This is a genomic window from Streptomyces sp. NBC_01257 (genome assembly GCF_035917255.1).
GTDB lineage: Bacteria > Actinomycetota > Actinomycetes > Streptomycetales > Streptomycetaceae > Streptomyces.
In genome coordinates this window covers 2,597,864-2,619,615 of the sequence record NZ_CP108472.1, presented here as the reverse complement: position 1 = coordinate 2,619,615, position 21,752 = coordinate 2,597,864, and the positions used below count along the sequence as shown (strand labels likewise).

General features: G+C 71.1%; 21 protein-coding genes. 11 read left to right on the top strand and 10 right to left on the bottom strand.

Annotated features, from left to right (window positions below; all coding sequences use genetic code 11):
* Positions 1–49: 49 nt before the first annotated feature.
* From OG408_RS11035 to OG408_RS11025, 3 genes are all read left to right on the top strand, one after another.
* Positions 50–508, top strand: coding sequence for a DUF5304 domain-containing protein (locus OG408_RS11035; protein ID WP_266777808.1), 459 nt, complete (start codon positions 50–52; stop codon positions 506–508).
* Positions 509–581: 73 nt separating this feature from the next.
* Entirely contained in the window at positions 582–1,523 is a 942-nt protein-coding gene (locus OG408_RS11030) for an ROK family glucokinase (RefSeq protein WP_073735568.1), read from the top strand.
* An 81-nt stretch (positions 1,524–1,604) separates the two neighbouring features.
* Positions 1,605–2,363 (top strand): endonuclease/exonuclease/phosphatase family protein, encoded by a 759-nt coding sequence (locus tag OG408_RS11025; RefSeq protein ID WP_326669595.1) that lies wholly within the window; start codon positions 1,605–1,607, stop codon positions 2,361–2,363.
* 9 nt (positions 2,364–2,372) lie between these two features.
* Here the strand turns inward: OG408_RS11025 and OG408_RS11020 are convergent, their stop codons facing one another.
* Entirely contained in the window at positions 2,373–3,050 is a 678-nt protein-coding gene (locus tag OG408_RS11020) for a hypothetical protein (protein ID WP_266777802.1), read from the bottom strand.
* A complete protein-coding gene (locus tag OG408_RS11015; protein WP_326669593.1) occupies positions 3,043–3,822 on the bottom strand; it encodes an alpha/beta hydrolase in 780 nt (259 codons plus the stop codon). The genes OG408_RS11020 and OG408_RS11015 overlap by 8 nt, the downstream gene beginning before the upstream one ends.
* 163 nt (positions 3,823–3,985) lie before the next feature.
* Between OG408_RS11015 and OG408_RS11010 the strand changes: the two genes are divergently transcribed.
* From OG408_RS11010 to OG408_RS10990, 5 genes are all read left to right on the top strand, one after another.
* The gene (locus OG408_RS11010) at positions 3,986–4,756 is read left to right on the top strand and encodes a lysophospholipid acyltransferase family protein (protein WP_266777798.1); all 771 of its coding nucleotides are present in this window, start codon (positions 3,986–3,988) and stop codon (positions 4,754–4,756) included.
* A gap of 35 nt (positions 4,757–4,791) precedes the next feature.
* Entirely contained in the window at positions 4,792–6,018 is a 1,227-nt protein-coding gene (gene macS / locus OG408_RS11005) for a MacS family sensor histidine kinase (protein ID WP_266777796.1), read from the top strand.
* The gene (locus tag OG408_RS11000) at positions 6,015–6,710 is read left to right on the top strand and encodes a response regulator (protein ID WP_266777794.1); all 696 of its coding nucleotides are present in this window, start codon (positions 6,015–6,017) and stop codon (positions 6,708–6,710) included. Before macS ends, OG408_RS11000 begins: the two co-directional genes overlap by 4 nt.
* A 310-nt stretch (positions 6,711–7,020) precedes the next feature.
* The gene (locus tag OG408_RS10995; protein ID WP_266777792.1) at positions 7,021–8,049 is read left to right on the top strand and encodes a 6-phosphofructokinase; all 1,029 of its coding nucleotides are present in this window, start codon (positions 7,021–7,023) and stop codon (positions 8,047–8,049) included.
* Between the two features lie 118 nt (positions 8,050–8,167).
* Positions 8,168–9,172: a 2-hydroxyacid dehydrogenase gene (locus tag OG408_RS10990; protein WP_266786095.1), complete on the top strand. Its 1,005-nt coding sequence runs from the start codon at positions 8,168–8,170 to the stop codon at positions 9,170–9,172.
* Between the two features lie 28 nt (positions 9,173–9,200).
* On the opposite strand, the gene OG408_RS10985 is transcribed toward OG408_RS10990, so the two are convergent.
* The 3 genes from OG408_RS10985 to OG408_RS10980 form a co-directional block, all read right to left on the bottom strand.
* Entirely contained in the window at positions 9,201–11,081 is a 1,881-nt protein-coding gene (locus tag OG408_RS10985; protein WP_266777790.1) for an anthranilate synthase family protein, read from the bottom strand.
* 109 nt (positions 11,082–11,190) lie between these two features.
* Positions 11,191–11,247, bottom strand: a complete 57-nt coding sequence (locus OG408_RS40145) for a trp operon leader peptide (protein WP_073735655.1) — start codon at positions 11,245–11,247, stop codon at positions 11,191–11,193.
* A 90-nt stretch (positions 11,248–11,337) separates the two neighbouring features.
* Positions 11,338–14,118 (bottom strand): N-acetylmuramoyl-L-alanine amidase, encoded by a 2,781-nt coding sequence (locus OG408_RS10980; protein ID WP_285565309.1) that lies wholly within the window; start codon positions 14,116–14,118, stop codon positions 11,338–11,340.
* Positions 14,119–14,266: 148 nt separating this feature from the next.
* On the opposite strand from OG408_RS10980, the gene OG408_RS10975 reads away from it, so the two are divergent.
* Entirely contained in the window at positions 14,267–15,619 is a 1,353-nt protein-coding gene (locus tag OG408_RS10975; protein WP_266777786.1) for a class II 3-deoxy-7-phosphoheptulonate synthase, read from the top strand.
* A 168-nt stretch (positions 15,620–15,787) separates the two neighbouring features.
* Entirely contained in the window at positions 15,788–16,093 is a 306-nt protein-coding gene (locus OG408_RS10970; protein ID WP_266777784.1) for a (2Fe-2S)-binding protein, read from the top strand.
* A gap of 16 nt (positions 16,094–16,109) precedes the next feature.
* Here the strand turns inward: OG408_RS10970 and bfr are convergent, their stop codons facing one another.
* Entirely contained in the window at positions 16,110–16,589 is a 480-nt protein-coding gene (bfr, locus tag OG408_RS10965) for a bacterioferritin (RefSeq protein ID WP_266786094.1), read from the bottom strand.
* Between the two features lie 154 nt (positions 16,590–16,743).
* On the opposite strand from bfr, the gene OG408_RS10960 reads away from it, so the two are divergent.
* Complete coding sequence (locus tag OG408_RS10960) at positions 16,744–17,376, top strand: sulfite oxidase-like oxidoreductase (protein WP_266777782.1); 633 nt, start codon at positions 16,744–16,746, stop codon at positions 17,374–17,376.
* Positions 17,377–17,400: 24 nt separating this feature from the next.
* Here the strand turns inward: OG408_RS10960 and OG408_RS10955 are convergent, their stop codons facing one another.
* From OG408_RS10955 to OG408_RS10940, 4 genes are all read right to left on the bottom strand, one after another.
* Entirely contained in the window at positions 17,401–17,904 is a 504-nt protein-coding gene (locus OG408_RS10955; protein ID WP_266777780.1) for a DUF4396 domain-containing protein, read from the bottom strand.
* A gap of 88 nt (positions 17,905–17,992) precedes the next feature.
* Positions 17,993–18,850, bottom strand: coding sequence for a deoxyribonuclease IV (locus OG408_RS10950; RefSeq protein ID WP_266777778.1), 858 nt, complete (start codon positions 18,848–18,850; stop codon positions 17,993–17,995).
* Between the two features lie 6 nt (positions 18,851–18,856).
* A complete protein-coding gene (gene pknB, locus OG408_RS10945) occupies positions 18,857–20,773 on the bottom strand; it encodes a Stk1 family PASTA domain-containing Ser/Thr kinase (RefSeq protein ID WP_285565311.1) in 1,917 nt (638 codons plus the stop codon).
* 183 nt (positions 20,774–20,956) lie between these two features.
* Positions 20,957–21,751 (bottom strand): thiazole synthase, encoded by a 795-nt coding sequence (locus tag OG408_RS10940; RefSeq protein ID WP_266777774.1) that lies wholly within the window; start codon positions 21,749–21,751, stop codon positions 20,957–20,959.
* Between the last annotated feature and the right edge of the window lies 1 nt (position 21,752).

Genomic DNA, 21,752 nt, shown 5'->3' with positions numbered 1-21,752 from the left:
GGCGTCCCGGACGCCGGGCCGCCGGTCACCCACGTCGCAGGAGTCCGCCATGAGCGAAGCCACCGATCGTCCCGCCGACGACGACGCGTGGGCGCAGGCCTGCGCCGAGGACCTCGCCGCCGAGAAGGCCCGCCGCCGCGCCGAGTACGGCCCGCCGCCCGGCTCCGCCGCCGAGGAACTGCGCAAGCTGGTCGACGCCGTGGCCGACAAGCTGGGTTCCCTCCAGTCGCCGCTGTTCGGGGTGGCGGCCCAGGGAGCCGTGCAGCAGGTCATCAAGCAGGCGAAGTCCGCCGTCGAGCCCGTCATCGAACGCAATCCGGACGTTTTCGAGCACATCGCCGCGGCCGGCAGTGAACTGCTCGCCGCCTACCGCTCCGCCGTCGAGGGTCAGGAACGTCGCTGGACCCAGGGCGCGGGGGACCCCGCAGGCACGGAAACGAAGGCGGAGGACCCCACCGACCCCCGTGACGAGGGGCCCGGCGCCGGCGAACACATCGACCTGGACTGACCGGCGACGACAGGGCGGGGTCCGGCCTCGGGTACGGTTGCCTCAGCGGGGCTCGACCGAAACTGAGGGATTCATGGGACTCACCATCGGCGTCGATATCGGCGGCACGAAGATCGCAGCTGGAGTGGTCGACGAAGAGGGCCACATCCTCTCGACCTTCAAGGTGCCGACCCCGCCGACGGCCGAAGGCATCGTGGACGCGATCGCGGCGGCGGTGTCCGGCGCGAGCGAGGGGCATCCCGTCGAGGCGGTCGGCATCGGCGCAGCCGGATACGTCGACGACAAGCGGGCCACGGTGCTGTTCGCACCGAACATCAACTGGCGGCACGAGCCGCTGAAGGACAAGGTCGAGCAGCGCGTCGGCCTCCCCGTGGTCGTGGAGAACGACGCCAACGCGGCGGCCTGGGGCGAGTACCGCTTCGGCGCCGGTCAGGGCCATGACGACGTCATCTGCATCACGCTCGGCACGGGCCTCGGCGGCGGCATCATCATCGGCAACAAGCTGCGCCGCGGACGCTTCGGCGTGGCCGCCGAGTTCGGCCACATCCGGGTCGTCCCGGACGGGCTGCTCTGCGGCTGCGGCAGCCAGGGCTGCTGGGAGCAGTACGCCTCCGGCCGGGCGCTCGTGCGGTACGCGAAGCAGCGGGCCAACGCCACCCCCGAGAACGCCACGATCCTGCTGGCGCTCGGTGACGGCACGGTCGAGGGCATCGAGGGCAAACACATCAGCGAGGCCGCCCGGCAGGGCTGCCCGGTGGCGGTCGACTCCTTCCGTGAGCTGGCCCGCTGGGCCGGCGCCGGACTGGCCGACCTCGCCTCGCTCTTCGACCCGTCCGCCTTCATCGTCGGCGGCGGCGTGTCGGACGAGGGCGAACTGGTCCTCGACCCGATCCGCAAGTCGTTCCGGCGCTGGCTGATCGGCGGCGAGTGGCGCCCGCACGCCCAGGTGCTCGCGGCCCAACTGGGCGGCAAGGCCGGTCTGGTGGGCGCGGCGGACCTGGCCCGGCAGGGCTGACCGACCCGGCACCACGGACATGACGGACGCCCGTCGCGCCCCTCTCGGGGAGCGGCGGGCGTCCGTCGTATCGTGATCCGCATGGCCATGATGTCGCTGCCAGACTCCCGTACCGAGCAGGACGGCTCGGCCGTCGTCAGAGTGCTCAGCTACAACATCCGCTCGATGCGCGACGACTTCCCGGCGCTGGTCCGCGTCATCCGCGCCTGCGCACCCGACCTGGTCCTCATCCAGGAGGCGCCGCGCTTCTTCCGCTGGCGCAAGCGCGCCGCCCGGCTGGCCGCCGCCAGTGATCTGGTGATCCTCGGCGGCGGCGCCACCGCGGCCGGCCCGCTGCTGCTCTGCTCGCTGCGCGCCACGGTGGAGCGCACCGAGGACATCCTGCTGCCGCTCACCCCGGGGCTGCACCGCAGGGGCTTCGCCACCGCGGTGGTCCGGATCGCGGACACCCGGATCGGGGTGCTGAGCTGCCATCTGAGCCTGCAGCGTCAGGAGCGCCTCGCCCAGGCGGAGCGGCTGCTGGAGACGGTGGACGCGATGGACGTGGAGCACGTCGTCGTCGCCGGTGACCTCAACGACGTACCGAGCGGGCGCGCCTTCCGGCTGCTCGCCGGGCGGCTCCAGGACTGCTGGGAGGTACGTCCCCGGGGCGGCGAGCACACCTTTCCGCCGCACGAACCGCAGCGGCGGATCGACGCGGTCTTCGCGACCGGTGGCATCGAGGTGCTCGGCTGCGGGGTCCCGGCGGGACTGCCCGGGGTGTGGCCGCCCGACCTGCTGGCCGCGACCGACCACCTGCCGGTGCTGGCCGCGCTGCGGGTGCCCGCGGCCCGGCCGTAGCGTCCCGGCTCAGACCACCGCGCCGCGGCCGGGGTCGTCGCCGTCCTCGTCGTCGTGTTCCATCCGGGCCACCAGCGTCACGAAACCGCCCAGGAAGCCGCCGACGCAGACCGTCGTCAGCCACCACGTCATCTCCCACTGGAGCAGCACCGCGAGCAGCAGCAGCACCGGACCGCCGACCACCGCGAGCCAGGCGAACTTCGCCGTGACGTCGGCCTCCGGCAACGGCGGCGGCTCCGGCGGCACGAAGTGCCCCTCGCCGCTGTCGTCATCGTCGTCGATGTCGCCCGCGGCGGGCTCGGCCGGTTCGTAGTCGCGCGGGCCGCCGACGCCCGGCGCGAAGACCACCGAACTGCCGAGCGGCTTCTCCGGCGGCTTGGGCCGGCTCTTGCCGAGGCCCTTGTCCGGGTCCGGGGCGACGGTGTCCTCCTCCGGGAGCGCGAGATCCTCGATCGACCGGAAGGGCCTGGCCCCCGGCGGGTCCGGCGGCTCCTCCCCGTACCCGGCGACGATCGCCTGCCAGACGGCGTCCTCGTCGACCTGGCGTTCTCCGTCCGCGCCCGAGGGGCCGGCCGCCGCCTCGGGGGCCGGCGCACCGCCCTCCTCGTCGGGAACGGCCGCTCCCCCGGCGGGGAGGGGTTCGCGCTCCTCGTCGCTGCCTGCGCGCTCCGCGTCGTGCTCAGCCACCGGACGTGCTCCCCTTCTTTCCGACGCTCGGAGCGAGGCGGCCGATGAACGAGTGGCTCTCGTCGAAGATCCGCTCCGCATCGTGGTCCAACGTCGCGACGTGGTAGCTCTGTTCCAGCAGGATCTCCGCGACGTCCGTCGAGGACACCCGGCTCAGGATCCGGGCGGTGTCGGCGGGCGGCACCACATGGTCCTGCGGGCTGTGCAGCAGCAGGACCGGCTGGGTCACCTGGGGCAGCTCGGCGTCGACCAGCCGGAAGAACTTCCGCACCGAGTGCGCCGCGTGCAGAGGCACCCGGTCGTAGCCCACCTCGTGGGACCCCGCCAGCGCGATGTCGCTCGTCAGCCCCTTCGTCGTCCGCACCAGGTGCCGGGCGACCGGCAGCGCGTACGCCGACAGTCCGTGCACCTTGTTGGCCGGGTTGACCAGCACCAGACCCCGGACCGCGTCACCGTGCTTCGCGGCGAGCCGCAGCGCCAGCGCGCCGCCCATGGAGAGGCCGAAGACGAAGACCTGCTCGCACCGCTCCAGCAGCTCCCGCAGCGCCCGGTCCACCTCCGCGTACCAGTCCTGCCAGCCGGTCACCTGCATGTCCTCCCAGCGGGTGCCGTGCCCGGGCAGCAGCGGCAGCGAGACCGTGTGTCCGCGCTCCGCCAGATAGTCGGCCCAGGGGCGCAGCGACTGCGGGGAACCGGTGAATCCGTGACAGAGGAGGACGCCGACCTCTCCGCCCTCGTGGCGGAACGGCTCGGCTCCAGGAAGGACCGGCACCGGGGTCTCCTGTTCGTGAGGCTCGAAGGGGAGCGGAAGGGGGGAGTGCAGAAGGATTACTTCACCGTACGCGACCGGGCCGACACCGACCAGGGCCGTCACGGGGAGCACGGGCGACCGCACGGGTTAAGGTCTGTCGGACAGCACACAGGAGGCACCCGAGTTGATCTACGGCGCTATGAAGTTCTCCATCGGCGGGTCTCTGAAGCTCGCCTTCAGGCCGTGGGTGGAGGGCCTGGAGAACATTCCCGCGCAAGGACCCGCGATCCTCGCGAGCAATCATCTGTCGTTCTCCGACTCCTTCTTCCTGCCGGCCGTCCTGGACCGCAAGGTCACCTTCATCGCGAAGGCCGAGTACTTCACCGCGCCCGGGGTCAAGGGCAAGCTCACGGCCGCCTTCTTCAAGGGCGTCGGACAGCTCCCGGTGGACCGCTCCGGTGCCCGCGGGGCCGGTGAGGCGGCGATCAAGGCCGGTATCGAGGTCATCGAGAGCGGCGGGCTCTTCGGCATCTACCCGGAGGGCACCCGGTCGCCCGACGGCCGCCTGTACCGCGGCAAGCCCGGCGGTCTCGCCCGGGTGGCGCTCGCCACCGGCGCGCCGGTCATCCCCGTCGCGATGATCGACACGGAGAAGATCCAGCCGCCCGGGCAGGTGATGCCCAAGCTGATGCGCCCGGGGATCAGGATCGGCAAGCCGCTCGACTTCAGCCGCTACCACGGCATGGAGGGCGACCGCTTCATCCTGCGCTCGGTCACCGACGAGGTGATGTACGAGATCATGAAGCTGTCCGGGCAGGAGTACGTCGACATCTACGCGACGGCCGCCAAGCGGCAGCTCGCGGACGAGGCGAAGCGGCAGGCGGAGGCCGCCAAGCAGGCCGCGTCCGGCGGCCGGGACGAGCAGCGGGGGACGGACGGGGACCGCGGCGCCTGAGCGCGCGCGGAAGTCCGGGGCGGGGGGAGAAGAAGATGGCCAGACGGGTGCGGGTCGTGCGGATGTCGGTCGAGCAGCCGCTGTGGCGTGCCCTGACCGCGTACCGCGTCCTGACGATGCTCTACGCGATCCTGCTCGCGGTCTTCGGCCGCGAGAAGTACGAGCGGCCGTGGGTGGCCGTCGTCTTCCTGACGGTCATGGCCGTCTGGACGCTCGCCACCCTGCCGAAGGTGGCGGGCGCGGTCGCCTGCACCAAGCGCTTCCTGGGCGCCGACCTCACGCTCGCGCTGACCGGCATCCTCATCACGCCGCTCGCCGACTTCCAGGCCCAGCACATGGACGGCCCCACCCTGCCGTCCATCTGGACCGCGGGCTCCGTCCTCGCCTTCGCGATCAAGGGCGGCTGGCGGTGGGCGGCCTTCGCCTCCACCTTCGTCGCCGTCGCCAACCTGATCGAGCGCGCCGAGCCCAGCCGCGACACCCTGCACAACGTCCTGCTGGTCTGGGTCGCCTCCATCGCCATCGGGTACGTCGTCGAGGTCGCCCGCGCCAGTGAGCGCACCCTCGCCCGCGCCCTGGAGATCGAGGCGGCCACCCGTGAGCGCGAACGGCTCGCCCGGGACATCCACGACAGCGTGCTCCAGGTCCTCGCGATGGTGCAGCGCCGCGGCACGGCGCTCGGCGGCGAGGCGGCCGAGCTGGGCCGGATGGCCGGGGAACAGGAGGTCGCCCTGCGCACCCTGGTCTCCAGCGGCCTGGTACCGCCCACCCGGCTCTCCGAGGACGCGGCCGAGGGCGCCGTCGTACGGACCGTCGAGACGGACGACGACGAGGCCGACGTGCCGGCCGAGACCGATCTGCGCGCCCTGCTCGCCCCGCACGCCGGCTCCCGGGTCAGCTTCGCGGAGCCCGGTGCCCCGGTGCTGCTCGCGCCCGGGGCGGCCGGCGAACTGGCGGCCGCCGTCAGCGCGGCACTGGACAATGTCCGGGTGCACGCGGGGGAGAGCGCCCAGGCGTGGATCCTGGTCGAGGACTGGCCCGACGAGGTGATCGTCACGGTCCGGGACGACGGACCGGGCATCCCGGACGGGCGGCTCGCCCAGGCCGAGGGCGAGGGCCGCCTCGGCGTCGCCCTCTCCATCCGCGGGCGGCTGCGCGATCTGGGCGGCACGGCAGAACTGATCTCGGTGCCCGGCCAGGGCACCGAGGTCGAACTGAAGGTTCCGAAGGTTTCACGGGGTAAGGCGGGTTCAGTCCGATGAGCGCAGCACACGAGGAGAACGCCGGGCAGCAGCGGCCGATCAGGGTGATGGTCGTCGACGACCACCCGATGTGGCGCGACGCCGTCGCCCGCGACCTCGCCGAGTCCGGCTTCGACGTGGTGGCGACGGCGGGCGACGGCCCGCAGGCCGTCCGCCGGGCCGGGGCCGTCACCCCCGACGTCCTGGTCCTCGACCTCAACCTGCCCGGGATGCCGGGCGTCCAGGTCTGCAAGGAACTCGTCGGATCGCAGCCGGGACTGCGGGTCCTGGTGCTCTCCGCGAGCGGCGAGCACGCCGACGTCCTGGAGGCGGTCAAGTCCGGTGCCACCGGCTATCTGCTGAAGTCGGCGAGCACCCGGGAGCTGACCGACGCGGTCCGCTCCACCGCCGTCGGCGACCCGGTCTTCACCCCCGGTCTCGCCGGGCTCGTCCTCGGCGAGTACCGCAGACTGGCCTCCGAGCCCGCACCCGTCGCCTCGGACGAGCCGAAGGCCCCGCAGCTCACCGACCGGGAGACCGAGGTGCTGCGGCTGGTGGCCAAGGGACTCTCGTACAAGCAGATCGCCGAGCGCCTCGTCATCTCGCACCGCACCGTGCAGAACCACGTCCAGAACACCCTGGGCAAGCTCCAGTTGCACAACCGGGTGGAGCTCGTGCGGTACGCCATCGAGCGCGGACTCGACGACGTCTGAGATCAACACCCGGACATTGCACGGGAATTGACCGTCCGACCCATCCCTCTGTGACCTGGATCACCCTTAGACTGACCGGCACATGAGGGGTGGCGTCGCGGGGCTGGGCACGCACTCCCCCAAGCTCTCGGCTTCACTCGAGCAGGGGGGACCCCCTCCGGCGTTGTCGTCAATCACCATGGCTCTGCCATGGCTCACTCCTCCGCCTTGCAGCTGCACGCACCCAGCCCCGCTCCTTCTTCCACCCCTCATGTGCCGGGCAGTCTCAGCGTGGAACCGAGTGAGCTCACTTCGGCGAAGGGATGCTTCCATGCGGGTCGGAGTACTGACCGGGGGCGGCGACTGCCCCGGGCTCAACGCGGTCATCCGCGCCCTCGTCCGCAAGGGCGTGCAGGAGTACGACTACGACTTCATCGGCTTCCGGGACGGCTGGCGCGGGGTGCTGGAGGGTGAGACGGTCCCGCTCTCCATCCCGGCGGTGCGCGGCATCCTGCCGCGCGGCGGCACCATCATCGGATCCTCGCGCACCAACCCGCTCAACGCCGAGCACGGTGTCCGCCGGGTGCGCGAGACCCTCGCCAAGTACGAGGTCGACGCGCTCGTCACGATCGGCGGCGAGGACACCCTCGGGGTGGCGGCCACCCTGTCCGACACGTACGCCGTCCCCTGCGTCGGCGTGCCCAAGACCATCGACAACGACCTGTCCGCCACCGACTACACCTTCGGCTTCGACACCGCCGTCGGCATCGCGACCGAGGCCATCGACCGGCTGCACACCACGGCCGAGTCCCATATGCGGGTCCTCGTCGTCGAGGTGATGGGCCGCCACGCCGGCTGGATCGCGCTCCACTCGGGGCTGGCCGGCGGCGCCAACGTCATCCTCATCCCGGAACAGCGCTTCGACATCGACCAGGTCTGCGCCTGGGTGACCTCCCGGTTCCGGGCGAGCTACGCGCCGATCGTGGTGGTCGCCGAGGGGGCGATGCCCGCCCACGGCGAACTGGTCCTCAAGGACGCCTCGCACGACTCCTTCGGCCATGTCCGGCTCTCCGGTGTCGGTGAGTGGCTGGCCAAGGAGATCGAGAACCGCACCGGCAAGGAGGCCAGGACCACCGTGCTCGGCCATGTCCAGCGCGGCGGCACCCCCAGTGCCTTCGACCGCTGGCTGGCCACCCGCTTCGGGCTGCACGCCATAGACGCGGTGCGCGACGGCGACTTCGGGAAGATGGTCGCCCTGCGCGGCACGGACATCGTGCGGGTGCCGATCGCCGAGGCGACCGCCCGGCTCAAGACGGTCGACCCGGCGCTCTACGCGGAGGTGGGGGTCTTCTTCGGCTGAGCGGCGCGGCCGGCCCGGCGGACATATATTCGCGATGACCGGCCTCGCGGGGCCGCCCGCGCTCGCCGGTGCGCGCGGGCGGGCCCCGCACCTCGCCCGCACCAGTCACGGAGACGTCGTGGAAATCCTGGCATTCGGAGTGCAGTCCGACGAGAAGCCGCTGATCGAGAAGGCCTTCGCCGGAAAGCACGAGGTGCGCTGTCTGGACGTCTTCCTCAACCAGGACACCGCACCCATCGCGGCGGGCTACGAGATCATCTCCACCAGCGTCAACGCCGACCTGGGCGGCAAGGTCCTGCAGTCCCTCGCCGCCGGCGGCACCCAGATGATCGCCCAGCGCTCCACCGGCTTCAACAACATCGACCTGGACGTCGCCGAACGCCTCGCCCTGCGGGTCGCCCGGGTCTCCTGGTACTCGCCCTACTCCGTCGCCGAATTCGCCTGGACGCTCGCCATGGCGGTCAACCGCCGCGTCGTCCGCGCCACCACCCGCACCCGGGACTTCGACTTCCGCCTCGACGGGCTCCTCGGCCGGGACATGCACGGCCGCACCGCCGGCGTCATCGGCACCGGCAAGATCGGCGAGGCCTTCACCCGGATCGCCCACGGCTTCGGCATGAATCTGCTCGGCTGGGACGTCGCCGAGAACCCGGCCTGCACCGAGCTCGGCATGCGGTACGTCGACAAGGAGCAGCTCCTCGCCGAGTCCGACCTGATCAGCCTGCACGTCCCGCTGCTGCCCTCGACCCACCACATCATCGGCAGGGACGCCCTGGCACGCATGAGGGACGACGCGATCCTGATCAACTCCAGCCGCGGCGGACTCATCGACACCGCCGCCCTGGTCGGGGAGTTGCGGGCGGGCCGGTTCCTGGGCGTCGGACTCGACGTGTACGAGGCGGAGGCCGGGCTCTTCTTCCTCGACAAGTCCCTGGAGGGCGTCGACGACGACACCCTGGCCCGGCTCGTCACCTTCCCCAACGTGCTCGTCACCTCGCACCAGGCGTACTACACCGAGGACGCGCTGGGCCAGATCATCGGCGCCACCGTCCAGAACGTCGACGACTACCTGGCGGGCCGACGCAGCGACAACGTCCTGGTACCGCCCCCGTCCGGGCCCTGACGACGCCAGGGCCCGGACCCGGGCGGGTTCAGCCGCGCACCGGCAGCTCCGCCAGCAGCTCGCCGACGATCGCCGCCCCGCGCAGCGTCAGCACCGACTCCGGATGGAACTGCACCGACGCGAAGCCGGGCCCGCGCAGCGCGTGCAGCTCCCCGGTCGCCGGGTCCAGGCTCGTCGCGATCCCGTGCGCCGACAGCTCGGTGACGGCCGCCTCGTCGCAGCGCGCGGTGAAGCTGTTGTAGAAGCCGACGGTCTCCGGGCGTCCGAACAGGTCGATCCGGGTCTGCGCGCCCTGGTACGGCACGGTCTTGCGGACGATCTCCAGCCCCAGCTCCGCCGCGATCAGCTCATGGCCCAGGCACACCCCGAGCAGCCCGTGCCGGTGGTCCCGGACGAGCTCCGCGGCCAGCGCGCGCAGCAGGACCATCTTCGGATCGGTCCGGTCGCCCGGATCGCCCGGCCCCGGGCCCAGCACGACGGGCCCCTCGTGCGCCCGGACGGTCTCGCGCAGCCCCGGCTCGTCGTAGCGGCGCACCGACACGTCGAGGCCCGATGCGCGCAGCAGATGCCCCAGCATCGAGGTGAACGTGTCCTCGCCGTCGATCACCAGCGCATGGCCGGACAGCGTGTCGGTGCGCTCCTGCATCCGCAGCCAGAAGGGCGCCAGCCCGTCCCGCCTGGCATCCAGGGCCGCCCGCACCCGCGGGTCGTCGGCCAGCCGCGGTCGCGCCCCCTCGGCCTTCGGCCGGCCCGGCCGCACACCCAGCGCGGCCAGCACACCGGCCGCCTTCGCATGGGTCTCGGCGACCTCGCTCTCCGGGTCCGAGTGGCGCACCAGCGTCGCCCCGACCGGTACCCGCAGCTCCCCGGCGGCCGAGATGTCGGCGGTCCGGATCAGGATCGGCGAGTCCAGCGTCTGCGTGCCGTCGGGGGCCCGTCGCAGGAGCGCCAGCGCGCCCGCGTAGTAGCCGCGCCCGCCGGACTCGTACCGCTCGATCACCCGGCAGGCGTTCTGCACGGGGGAGCCGGTGACCGTCGCCGCGAACATGGTCTCCTTCAGCACCTCCCGCACATCCAGCGAGGAACGCCCGCGCAACTCGTACTCCGTGTGCGCGAGATGGGCCATCTCCTTGAGCCGCGGACCGATCACCACCCCGCCCATGTCGCCGACGGTGCACATCATCTTGAGCTCCTCGTCGACCACCATGGAGAGCTCCTCGGTCTCCTTGCGGTCACCGAGGAAGGCCAGCAGGTTCTCGGCGGTCGGCCCCTCGGCGGGGTAGCGGTACGTTCCGCTGATCGGGTTCATCACGACCGTCCCGCCGGACATCCGGACGTGCACCTCGGGGCTGGCCCCCACAAGCGTCCTGTCCCCGGTGTGCACGACGAACGTCCAGTAGGCGCCCCGCTCACCGGCCAGCAGCCGCCGGAACAACGCCAGCGCGTCCGCCCGGCCGAACCCCGGGATCTCACCGCGGAAGGTGCGCCGGATGACGAAGTTCGCGCCCTCGCCACGGCCGATCTCGTCCTCGATGACCCGCCGCACCGTCCCCGCGTACTCCTCGTCGGACACGTCGAACGCACCGTCCTCGACCCGCACCGCATGGCGGGGGAGCAGCTCCAGCGCCTCGTCGAGCGTCATCGTGTACGTCTCGTCCGCGAGGAGCACGGACAGCGGAGTGCCGTCGTCGCGGACGTCGAAGCCGCGCTCGGCGATCTGCCGGAACGGCACCAGGGCGAGCGCGGGCGCCTCGCCCACCGGGATCCCGGCGAGCCGGTCCACCTCCCGGACCCGGCCGATCAGCACCTCGACGGTGTCGTGGTCGTGACCGGGGGTGCGCCTGCGCAGCAGGGCGAACGGCGGGCAGTCGTCGCCCAGGAGTCTGGAGATGATCGCGTGCGGTGCCATCGGTGGTGTTCCTTCCACTGGAATCAACGTGAATCAGCTGGGAGGAACGGCCCGTCAACACGGAAAAGGCCGCCCCTCGGGCGGCCTCTGCGTCGGTGTGTACGCGCGATCAGTGGGCCGCCGGATGAGCGGTCCACCACCAATTACGGGTCGAGTGCGCGAACATGCCCGAACCCTAACCCATCACGACGCACGAAGGGGCCCGATCCGCCCAGCGGGCGGACCGGACCCCTTCACCGGCCTGATCCGACGAGGATCAGACCAGCGTGTTGTAGATGCCCCAGCCGCCGCCGACCTTCGCCATCGGCGCGAACGGCTTCGCCAGGTCACCCGTGGACCGGTAGTACCAGAGCACGCCCGCGCTGTCCCGGGCGATCAGGTCCGGGATGCCGTCACGGTTCAGGTCGCTCGGACCGAGGAGGTCCTTGAAGACCCCCCAGCCCTTGCCGACCTGGCTGCGCGCGGCGTACGGCGCGGCCGGGTCGCCGGTGCCCCTGTAGAGCCACAGCACCCCGTCCTTGTCCCGGGCCACCAGGTCCGCCTTGCCGTCCGCGGTCAGGTCACCGGTGGGGACCAGGGTGTTGTAGACCCCCCAGCCGCCGCCGACCCGTGCCTTCGTCGCGAAGGGCTTCGCCGGGTCGCCGGTGCCCTGGTAGAACCAGAGGACGTTGGACGCGTCGCGGGCGATCAAGTCGGCCCTGCCGTCACCGTTCAGATCGCGGGCGCCCCACATGCCGTTGTAGACACCCCAGCCGCCGCCGACCTTCAGCCGGGTCATGAACGGCTTGCTCGGGCTGCTGCCGCCCCGGTAGTACCAGAGGTAGCCGCTCGTGTCCCGGGCCACCATGTCGCCCGTGCCGTCGGCCCGCAGCGCGGTCATCGCCGTGAGGGCGTTGTAGCCCTGCCAGCCCGGACCCACCCGGTAGCGGCCGTAGAACGGCGTGGTGGCGCTGCCGGTGCCCTGGTACTGCCAGAGCACACCGGCGGAGTCGCGGCCCAGGATGTTGTACCGGTTGGTGCCGGCGTCCGGGGCGACACTGGTGCCGGTCGTGACGTCGCTCGCCTTCACCCACGCCATGCGGTGGTTGTAGCGGATCGGAAGGTAGCCGGTGGTGCCCACGACGTTCTTCTGGGCGGAGCCGAACCAGTCGTCGCCCTTCACCTCCGGGCCCGCCTGCGCGTACGCCTGGCCGGCGGGGAGCGTGTACTTGGTCAGGTAGTCCGGGTTGTCCGTCGGAGCCTCCAGGCCCGCGGCGGTGTAGGCGGCGGTCTCCGGGTAGGAGCGTCCGTAGATCCGGACCGTCACACCTGCCTTGGCCTTCACCAGGCGGGGGGCGGACGCGAGCGGCACGGTGTACTGGCCGCCGGGGTTGTGGAACCAGCCCTTCTTCCCGCCGTACCAGATCGCCGTCCAGTCGGTCTTCGCCTCGGCGACGACGTAGGTGCCGCCTGCGCGGACCTTGTTGGACCAGTTCGAGCCCTCGCTCCAGAGCGCCGAGAAGTACGGGTCGCTCAGCGTGGTCGCGGTCGTCGACGGCGAGGTGTAGAGGTAGCCGAAGTTGGCCGGCTGCGTGGTGACCGCCTTGGTGCCGACCGTCAGCTTGGGCTGGTTGGCCGTGGTGAACGGCGGCACCACACGGACCAGCTGACCCGCCTTGACGGGACCGCCGGCGCCACCGGCGCCCGTCGGAGCGCCCATCAGGTCCATGAAGTGGTTCCAGTCCCAGAACGGTCCCGGGTCCCAGTGGGTGTCTGAGCTGTTCCGGTCGAGCTGTACGGGCACATCGTCGTGTCCGATGATGTGCTCGCGGTCCAGCGGGATGCCGTACTTGTCCGCCAGGAACTTCACCAGGGCCGAGGTGGACTCGTACTGCGACTCGCTGTACCAGCTGCCCGCCTTGATGGCGTAGCCCTCGTGCTCCACCCCGATGGTGTGCATGTTCAGGGTCCAGTTGCCCGCGTGCCACGCCAGGTTCTTGTTCTCGACCAGCTGGGTGACCAGACCGTCCGAGGCGCGGACGAGGTAGTTCGCGCTCACGGCCGAGTCCGGGCTCGTGAGCGTGTTGAGCGAGGTTGCGTAGTCGCCCTCGGTGTCGTGGATCACGATCTGCCGGATGTCGACGCCCTGCGCGGGCCGCACGGCGGGCGTGTAACTGCGCTTGCCCGTGCTCGACGTCTTCGAGGGAACGAAGTTGCAGTTCAGACCGGCCGGGCATTCGGGCGTCGGGACCGCGGCGGTGCTCGCGAAGGTCGCGGCGAGCGGCACGTTCGACGGCTTGACCGGCTCGACCGAGGGGTCGGCGGGAAGCGTGACCTGCTGGCCGTCCTGGGTGAGCGCCTGCTCACCCGTCCTGATCGACTCGAAGACGCGCTTCGCGAAGAGGTCGGCGCCCTTCTTGTCCGGCGACTGGCTGAAGCGCGCCACCGCGGGATACCAGTGGGCCGCGTCGTCCGGCAGCGAGTCCGTCGCATCCCGCTGGTACTCGGCGAGCAGCGCCGCCCCCGCGCGGATGCTCTCCTCGGTGTCGTTGCGGACCGCGTCCGTGCCGGAGTCGATGAGACCGGCGGCCTCGTCCAGGGTGTGCAGCCGCGGGTCGTCGGTGTCCACGGTCTTCTTCGGCAGGCTGCGCAGCGCCTTGGCGGCGTCGAAGGTCTTCTCGAACTCCGGCCGGCCGCTCATGTTCATGTGCGCCAGACGTGCCTTGTCGTCCGGCTGCTCGACGTCGTCGGGCGACACACTGGTCAGCCCCATCACGTTGTACGCGCCGCTCGTGCTCGGCTCGCCGTCGTGGCTCTCCCACAGCGTCTGCCGGTACGAGACCGCCATCAGCACGCTCTGCGGGACGTCGAACTCGGACGCCGCGTCCGCGAACTGCTTCTGCAGCGCACCCGTCGCGGACACCTGCTTGCCGTCCGCGGTGGTGGTGTCCTGCGAGGCCATGGCCAGGGTGCCGATCGTGGCGGTCGCCACGACCGCCGCCCCCACCCCGTACAGCAGTCGTCTCTTCCTGAGGTCCCTGCGGTGATTCCGCTTCAAAGCCCCACCCCTGTGGTCCACTTGTTCAATTCAGAAAGACGTGAGGCTAGCAGGCCCTGTTGTGGTCCTCGTCACTGGCAGGGCCGGGGACCGTCTCATCCGTTGAGCACCCGGAAAAACGGTGGACGCGACCCCGTAATGTGGAGGCGTGACCGTGAACGCCAATACCTCCGTCGCCGGTGGCAACACCTGGCGAGACCTTCCCGCGGCGCAGCAGCCCGAGTACCCCGACTCCGAGGCCCTGCGCGATGTACTCGCGGACCTCGCGTCGTATCCGCCGCTCGTCTTCGCCGGCGAGTGCGACCAGCTGCGCGCCCGCATGGGAGCCGTCGCCAAGGGCGAGGCGTTCCTGCTGCAGGGCGGTGACTGCGCCGAGGCCTTCGACGCCGTGTCGGCCGAGCACATCCGCGCCAAGCTGAAGACGCTGCTCCAGATGAGCGCCGTCCTCACCTACGCGGCCTCCGTGCCCGTCGTCAAGGTGGGCCGGATCGCCGGTCAGTACTCCAAGCCGCGCTCCAAGTCGACCGAGACCCGCGACGGCGTGACGCTGCCGACCTACCGCGGCGACTCCGTCAACGGCTTCGCCTTCACCGAGGCCGACCGCATCCCGGACCCGGACCGGCTGAAGCAGATGTACCACGCATCCGCTTCCACGCTGAACCTCGTCCGCGCCTTCACCACCGGCGGTTACGCCGACCTGCGCCAGGTGCACGCCTGGAACCAGGACTTCGTGAAGTCGTCCCCGTCCGGCCAGCGCTACGAGGCCCTGGCCCGCGAGATCGACAACGCGCTGAACTTCATGAAGGCGTGCGGCACGGACCCGGCCGAGTTCAAGGCCGTCGAGTTCTACTCCTCGCACGAGGGCCTGCTGCTGGACTACGAGTCGGCGCTCACCCGCACCGACTCGCGCACCGGCCAGCTCTACGACACCTCGGGCCACATGGTGTGGATCGGTGAGCGCACCCGCCAGATGGACGGCGCGCACATCGAGTTCGCCTCGAAGATCCGCAACCCCATCGGCATCAAGCTCGGCCCGACGACCACCGTCGACGAGGCCCTCGGCTACATCGAGCGCCTCGACCCCGAGCGCGAGCCCGGCCGGCTGACCTTCATCGTCCGGATGGGCGCCGACAAGGTCCGCGACAAGCTCCCCGAGCTGGTCGAGAAGGTCACCGCGTCCGGCGCGACGGTGGCCTGGGTGACCGACCCGATGCACGGCAACACCTTCGAGGCCGCGTCCGGCCACAAGACCCGCCGCTTCGACGACGTCCTGGACGAGGTCAAGGGCTTCTTCGAGGTGCACAAGGGCCTCGGCACGCACCCGGGCGGCATCCACGTCGAGCTCACCGGTGACGACGTCACCGAGTGCGTGGGCGGCGGCCACGAGATCTTCGTGGACGATCTCCACCAGCGCTACGAGACCGCCTGCGACCCGCGGCTCAACCGCAGCCAGTCGCTGGACCTCGCGTTCCTGGTCGCCGAGATGTACCGGGACCAGTAGCCATCACGGCAGGTGGCACACGTACGACTGTGGGGCACGGATCGATGTGATCCGTGCCCCACAGTGCGTTCCGGGGCTTTTGCGGGCCTTGAGTGGCGGGTAAGGTTAGGTTAGCCTCACCGATTAAGGGGCGGCAGCCACGATCCATCCCGCCGGGAGGTGAACCGCATGTACGTCTGCTCGTGCTTCGGCGTTACGGAGCAGCAGGTCAAGAAGCATGCGGAAGCGGGCGCCTGCACGCCCCGCCAGATAGCCTCCGCCTGCAAGGCGGGGACCGACTGCGGCGGCTGTGTCCGCACCATCCAGGCGATGCTCGGCCGCGGCGCCTGCCCGCGTCGTGATCTGCTGGACCAGAAGCGGACGCCGGGCACCGCGGACCGTCTCACGGCCGGCGCCGTTCCCGATGCCGATCAGGTCGTCGCCACCGGCACCGGCCCCGTTCCCGCGTCGCTGTCGCTTCCCGACGCCGCCTGACGCCGCCCGGCTCCGGTCAGCTCTCCGGCTGCTCAATCAGCTGCGCGATGTAGAGCGGCTCGCCGAGCTTCTCGACCAGTTCCAGCTGGGTGTCGAGATAGTCGATGTGGTGCTCTTCGTCCGCCAGGATCGACTCGAAGATGTTCGCGGACGTGATGTCGCCCTTGGTGCGCATCAGCTCGATGCCGCGCTTGAGGCGGTCGATCGCCTCCACCTCGACCTGGCGGTCCGCCTGGAACATCTCGGTGACCGTCTGGCCCACCCGTACATGGAAAAGGCGCTGGTAGTTCGGCAGCCCGTCGAGGAAGAGAATGCGGTCGGTCAGGATCTCGGCATGCTTCATCTCGTCGAAGGACTCGGCGCGTGTGTACTTCGCGAGCTTCGTCCAGCCGAAGTTGTCCTGCATCTTCGCGTGCAGAAAATATTGATTGATGGCAGTCAATTCGGCGGTCAGCTGTTCGTTCAGGAACTCGAGGACCTCGGGGTCGCCCTGCATCGCAGAGGCTCCTTCCAACCGGTGAACTGGGCAAGTTGGCCGCATCCTCGCATCGCACCCGGTGGTCGTCCAGTAAGTGCACGCTTAGTATGAGTTGCCCGAATCGCCTCTGCCCTGGTCATGACCACCCCTGCCTGTCTGTCACCATGGAGTCATGGGTCAGCCGGAAAGCCGGGAACACCGCGCATCAGAGCAGTCCGAGCTTCCGCCGGGACAGCGGCTGCAGCGCGGCTGGCCGGTTACCCATTACGGTCCGGTGCCCAAGTTCAAGCCCGACCGCTGGGAGTTCCGGGTCTTCGGTGCCACCGCCGACGGCGAGAAGCACTGCTGGAACCATCAGGAATTCTCCGCACTGCCTTTCTCCTCGGTCGTCGCCGATCTTCACTGCGTGACCAAATTCAGCATGCTCGGCGCCGAATGGGGCGGGGTGCTCGCCCGTGACGTCGTGGCTCTCGCACCGCCCGCCCCCCAGGTCACCCATGTGATGGTCTGGGCGGAGTACGGCTTCAGCTCGAACCTCCGGCTGGACGACTTCACCTCAGGGCGGACCCTGTTCGCCACCCACAAGGGCGGCGAACTGCTCACCGCCGAACACGGTTTCCCGCTCCGCCTCCTCGTGCCGCACCTGTACGCCTGGAAGGGCCCCAAGTGGGTCCGGGGCATCGAGTACATGACCGCCGACCGCCGGGGTTTCTGGGAGGAGCGCGGCTACCACAACATCGGCGATCCCTGGCGGGAGCAGCGTTACTCCTACCAGGAGGAGCCCGGGGACGGCCCCGAGCTCTGACCCCGCACCTCCTGCCGCGCTCGCTCAGTGGTGGTAGCGGTGCACCACCGCGTGACCCTTCCCGCGGCCGATCATCCACTTGTTCACCGGTGTGGTGACGACGAACGCGACGGCGAGCGAGATCGCGAGCGCTCCCCAGAACAGGACGTCCGAGAGCATCGCGTCCATGGCGCCGGGCCACAGGACGATCACCCCGTTGTCGATCAGCTCCATCACCGCGATGGAGAGCGTGTCGGCCGCGAGGGCGATCCGGAACGCGGTCCCGAAGTCGATGCCCGACCTCAGGACGGACCGCAGGGTCAGCGTGTAGCCGAAGAAGAACGCCAGGATGATCGCCAGGACCATCGTCGGTACGTTGCCCCAGCCCAACGCCGTGCCGATCACCATGCCGAGGACCTCGCCGATGGCGCATCCCGTGAGGCAGTGGAGGGTCGCCCGGGCGGCCGTCGCCCAGCTCGTGCCGCCGGCCCCGTGCTCACCGTGGCCCGCGTGACCGGTGTGCTGCCCGTGCTCTGCGTGGTCCTGCATGGTGTTCCCCCAATGCCGAGGAGCGGTTCCTGTCGACCACAGGAACCGTATACCCCCCTGGGGTATTCCTCAACGGGTGTCCGCCCGGTCAGTCCCGCCCGCGCAGCTCCTTCAGCCGGGCCACGTCCGCCGCGTGCCCCGCCGTGCCGCCGGGGGTCTCGATGACCAGCGGCACCCCCTCGGTGGCCGGGTGCGAGAACAGCTCCCGGAACGGCTCCTCGCCGATGTGGCCCGCGCCGATGTTCTCGTGCCGGTCCTTGTGGGCCCCGGCCACGTCCTTGGAGTCATTGGCGTGGATCAGCTTCAGCCGGCCCTCGCCGACCGTCTCCACCAGCAGGTCCAGCGTCTCCTTCATGCCGCCCGGCCCGGCCAGATCGTGGCCCGCCGCGAAGATGTGGCAGGTGTCGAGGCAGATGCCGAGCTTCGGGTGGGCGTCGAGCGCGTCGAAGTACGGTCCGAAGTCCCAGGTCCGTGAGCAGAGCGAGAAACCCTGGCCCGCGGTCGACTCCAGCAGCAGGAACGGGTCGTCGTCGTGCGTCAGCTCGTCCAGCAGCGGCCGCATGTGGGTGCGCACCTGGGCCAGCGCCTCCTCGCGCGGCCGGCCGTTGGTCGCCGAACCGGTGTGCACCACGACGCCCAGGGCGCCGATCTCGCGGGCCCGGCGCAGCGAGTGGCGCAGCGACTCCACGGACTTCTCGACGGTCGCCGGGGTGTGCGAGCCGAAGTTGATCAGATACGGGGCGTGGACGTACGCCGGTATCGACTCGGCGGCGCACTCGGTGCGGAACTGTTCGTCCTGCGCCGGATTCCCGGCCGGGGTCGCCCAGCCGCGCGGATTGGCGACGAAGACCTGGACGGCCTCCGCGCCCATCCCGCGGGCGTAGGGGAGCCCGACCTTGGCGAGGCCGCCGGCCACCGGGACGTGACCGCCGACAGGGTTGCGCATGGTGATCTAGAGCCCCTTGGTCTTGATGGTGATGGTGCTGCCCTCGGGCGCCCGGTCGCCGCCGTCCACGGACTGGCTCGCGATGGTGTCGCTGAATGAGAGGAACGGGCGGTCGACCTTGACCTCGAAGCCCGCGTCCTCCAGCTCGCCGCGGGCGTCGTCGACGTCCTTGCCGGTGACGTCCGGGACGTCGATCATCCGCGGGCCGCTGGACACGGTCAGGGTGACGGTGTCGCCCTCGGCGGCCTCGGTGCCCTCGGGGACCGACTGGCGGGCGACGTTGCCCTCGTCCTCCGGGGAGCTGACCCGGCCCGGTGCGACGACGACCTTGAGGCCGGCGTCCTCCAGCTCCGCCGTGGCGTCGTCGGCCGACTCGCCGGTGACGTCGGGGACATCGACCGGGCTGCCCTTGGAGACCACGATCGCGACCGCGGTGTCCGGGTGGCGCTCGGCGCCCGCCTCCGGGTCCGTACGCACCACCTCACCGGCCGCCGCGTCCTCGCTGAACTCCTTGGTGATCATGCCGGGCGCCAGGCCCGCCTTCTCCAGCCGCCGCTTGGCGTCGGACAGCTCGATGCCCGCGACGTCGGGGACCTGGACGATCTCGGGCCCGCGCGAGACGACGAGCGCGACCGAGCCGTTGCCCCGGATCTTGGCACCCGACTTCGGGTCGCTGCTGATCACCTGACCGCGGTCGACGGTGTCGCTGTAGGCCCGCCGGACGCCCTTCAGCTCCAGACCGGCGTCCGAGAGCCGTCCCTCGGCCGCCTTCTGGCTCTGGCCCAGCAGGGAGGGGACCCGGGTGAACTGTCCGACGTTGATGTACCAGACGCCACCGCCGACCCCCAGGACCAGCAGCAGGGCCAGGACCACCGCGATGACGCCGCGCCGCGGCGCCCCGCGCCGGCCCGGCCGGGCCGGCGGCTGCGGGGGCAGCGGCGGGGGCATCTCCAGCCGGCTGGTGTGGTGCGCGGTGCCCTGGCCGGGCGGCAGCACCCGGGGGATCACCCGGGTACGGTCCTCGGCGTCGTCGTGCACCTCGGCCACGGCCTGCGGCGGCACCGCGTCCAGCTGGGCGTCGGTCAGGCCGGACCGGACCACGCGGGACTCGGCGAGCAGCGCCACCGCGTCGAACGGACGGGCCTCGGGGTCACGGGCGGTGGCGCTCGCCACCAGGTGGTCGAGCCCGGGCGCGAGTCCGGGGACGACGGCCGAGGGAGCCGGGACGCCCTCGTTGAGATGCTGGTAGATGACCTGCGCGGGGGAGTCCCCGGTGTGCGGCTTGGCGCCCGTGAGCATCTCGTACAGCACGACGCCGCAGGCGTACACATCGGCGCGGGTGTCCGTGGTGCCGTGCTCGATCTGCTCGGGGGCGAGATAGGAGACCGTGCCCAGGATGGTGCCGGTGGTGTCCGTGACCGAGCCGACCGCCCGGACCAGGCCGAAGTCGGCGACCTTGACCCGGCCGTCGTCGCCGATCAGCACGTTCTCCGGCTTCATGTCCCGGTGGATGAAACCCGCCCGGTGGGCGGCGCCCAGCGCGGCGAGGACCGGCTCCAGGATGTCCAGCGCAGCCCGCGGCTGAAGGGCGCCCCGCTCGCGCAGCACGTCGCGCAGCGTGCAGCCGGCGACGTACTCCATCGCGAGGTAGACGTACTGCTCCTGCGCGCCCTGGTCGAAGACCGCGACCACGTTGGGGTGCGCCAGCCGGGCCACCGACTTGGCCTCGCGGATGAAGCGCTCGACGAACGAGGCGTCGGTCGCGAGCGCCGGATGCATCACCTTGAGGGCGAGCACCCGGTCGAGCCGGGTGTCCATGGCCCGGTAGACCGTGGCCATGCCGCCCACGGCGATGCGGGCATCGACGCGGTAGCGGCCGTCGAGCAGCTGCCCGACGAGAGGGTCCTGGAGGGTCGTATCCACGCAGCCGAGTCTACGAGCCACCGCGGACACGGCCGACTGGCCGGGGCGATCCCGGGGCCGTACTGCAGCCGAGCCGTGACAGGGACATGCGATCCGCCGTCACCGACCGGGGCGTGGCCCGGGCCCCGGGGGTGCCGCGACCGGTCCATGAGATCCGCCTCACGCACCGGCCGGGCCCCCGGCTCAGAACGCCGGGCGCTCCGGATCCAGCACCGCACGCCCCGCCGCCGGTGACGACGCCTCCGCGAAGTGCCGGCGCGGGATGCGTCCCGCCCGGTACGCGAGCCGCCCGCCCTCCACCGCATGGCGCATCGCGGCGGCCATCAGCTCGGGTTCCTGGGCCCGGGTCACCGCGGACGCCAGCATCACGGCCGCACACCCCAGCTCCATGGCGAGCGCCGCGTCCGACGCGGTGCCGGCGCCCGCGTCCAGGATCACCGGCACCCGCGCCTGCTCGACGATCAGCTGGAAGTTGTGCGGATTGCGGATGCCCAGACCGGAGCCGATGGGGGAGCCGAGCGGCATGACCGCCGCGCACCCCACGTCCTCCAGCTTCCGGGCCAGCACCGGGTCGTCGTTCGTGTAGGGCAGCACGGTGAAGCCGTCGTCCACCAGCGTCTCCGCCGCGTCCAGCAGCTCGACGGGGTCCGGCAGCAGGGTGCGCTCGTCGGCCACCACCTCCAGCTTGACCCAGTCGGTGCCGAGCGCCTCGCGGGCGAGGCGGGCGGTGAGCACGGCCTCGCCGGCCGTGAAGCAGCCCGCGGTGTTCGGCAGCACCCGGATGGAGAGCCGCTCCAGGACGGAGAGCACGGAGCCCTGCACGGTCGGGTCCAGCCGGCGCATCGCGACGGTGGTCAGCTCGGTGCCGGAGGCGGTCAGCGAGCGCTCCAGCACATCCAGGCTGGGCGCCCCGCCCGTTCCCATGATCAGCCGCGAGCCGAACACGGTGCCGCCGAGGGTGAAGAGGTCGTCGGACACG

What these genes read in the sequence shown, in the direction of transcription:
- macS (WP_266777796.1), top strand. Translation starts at nt 4,792, where the DNA reads ATGGCCAGACGGGTGCGGGTCGTGCGGATGTCGGTCGAGCAGCCGCTG.
- OG408_RS11035 (WP_266777808.1), top strand. Translation starts at nt 50, where the DNA reads ATGAGCGAAGCCACCGATCGTCCCGCCGACGACGACGCGTGGGCGCAG.
- OG408_RS11025 (WP_326669595.1), top strand. Translation starts at nt 1,605, where the DNA reads ATGGCCATGATGTCGCTGCCAGACTCCCGTACCGAGCAGGACGGCTCG.
- OG408_RS10950 (WP_266777778.1), bottom strand. Translation starts at nt 18,850, where the DNA reads ATGCGCAACCCTGTCGGCGGTCACGTCCCGGTGGCCGGCGGCCTCGCC.
- OG408_RS10985 (WP_266777790.1), bottom strand. Translation starts at nt 11,081, where the DNA reads ATGGCACCGCACGCGATCATCTCCAGACTCCTGGGCGACGACTGCCCG.
- OG408_RS10955 (WP_266777780.1), bottom strand. Translation starts at nt 17,904, where the DNA reads ATGCAGGACCACGCAGAGCACGGGCAGCACACCGGTCACGCGGGCCAC.
- OG408_RS10970 (WP_266777784.1), top strand. Translation starts at nt 15,788, where the DNA reads ATGTACGTCTGCTCGTGCTTCGGCGTTACGGAGCAGCAGGTCAAGAAG.
- OG408_RS10995 (WP_266777792.1), top strand. Translation starts at nt 7,021, where the DNA reads ATGCGGGTCGGAGTACTGACCGGGGGCGGCGACTGCCCCGGGCTCAAC.
- OG408_RS11000 (WP_266777794.1), top strand. Translation starts at nt 6,015, where the DNA reads ATGAGCGCAGCACACGAGGAGAACGCCGGGCAGCAGCGGCCGATCAGG.
- bfr (WP_266786094.1), bottom strand. Translation starts at nt 16,589, where the DNA reads ATGCAGGGCGACCCCGAGGTCCTCGAGTTCCTGAACGAACAGCTGACC.
- OG408_RS10960 (WP_266777782.1), top strand. Translation starts at nt 16,744, where the DNA reads ATGGGTCAGCCGGAAAGCCGGGAACACCGCGCATCAGAGCAGTCCGAG.
- OG408_RS11030 (WP_073735568.1), top strand. Translation starts at nt 582, where the DNA reads ATGGGACTCACCATCGGCGTCGATATCGGCGGCACGAAGATCGCAGCT.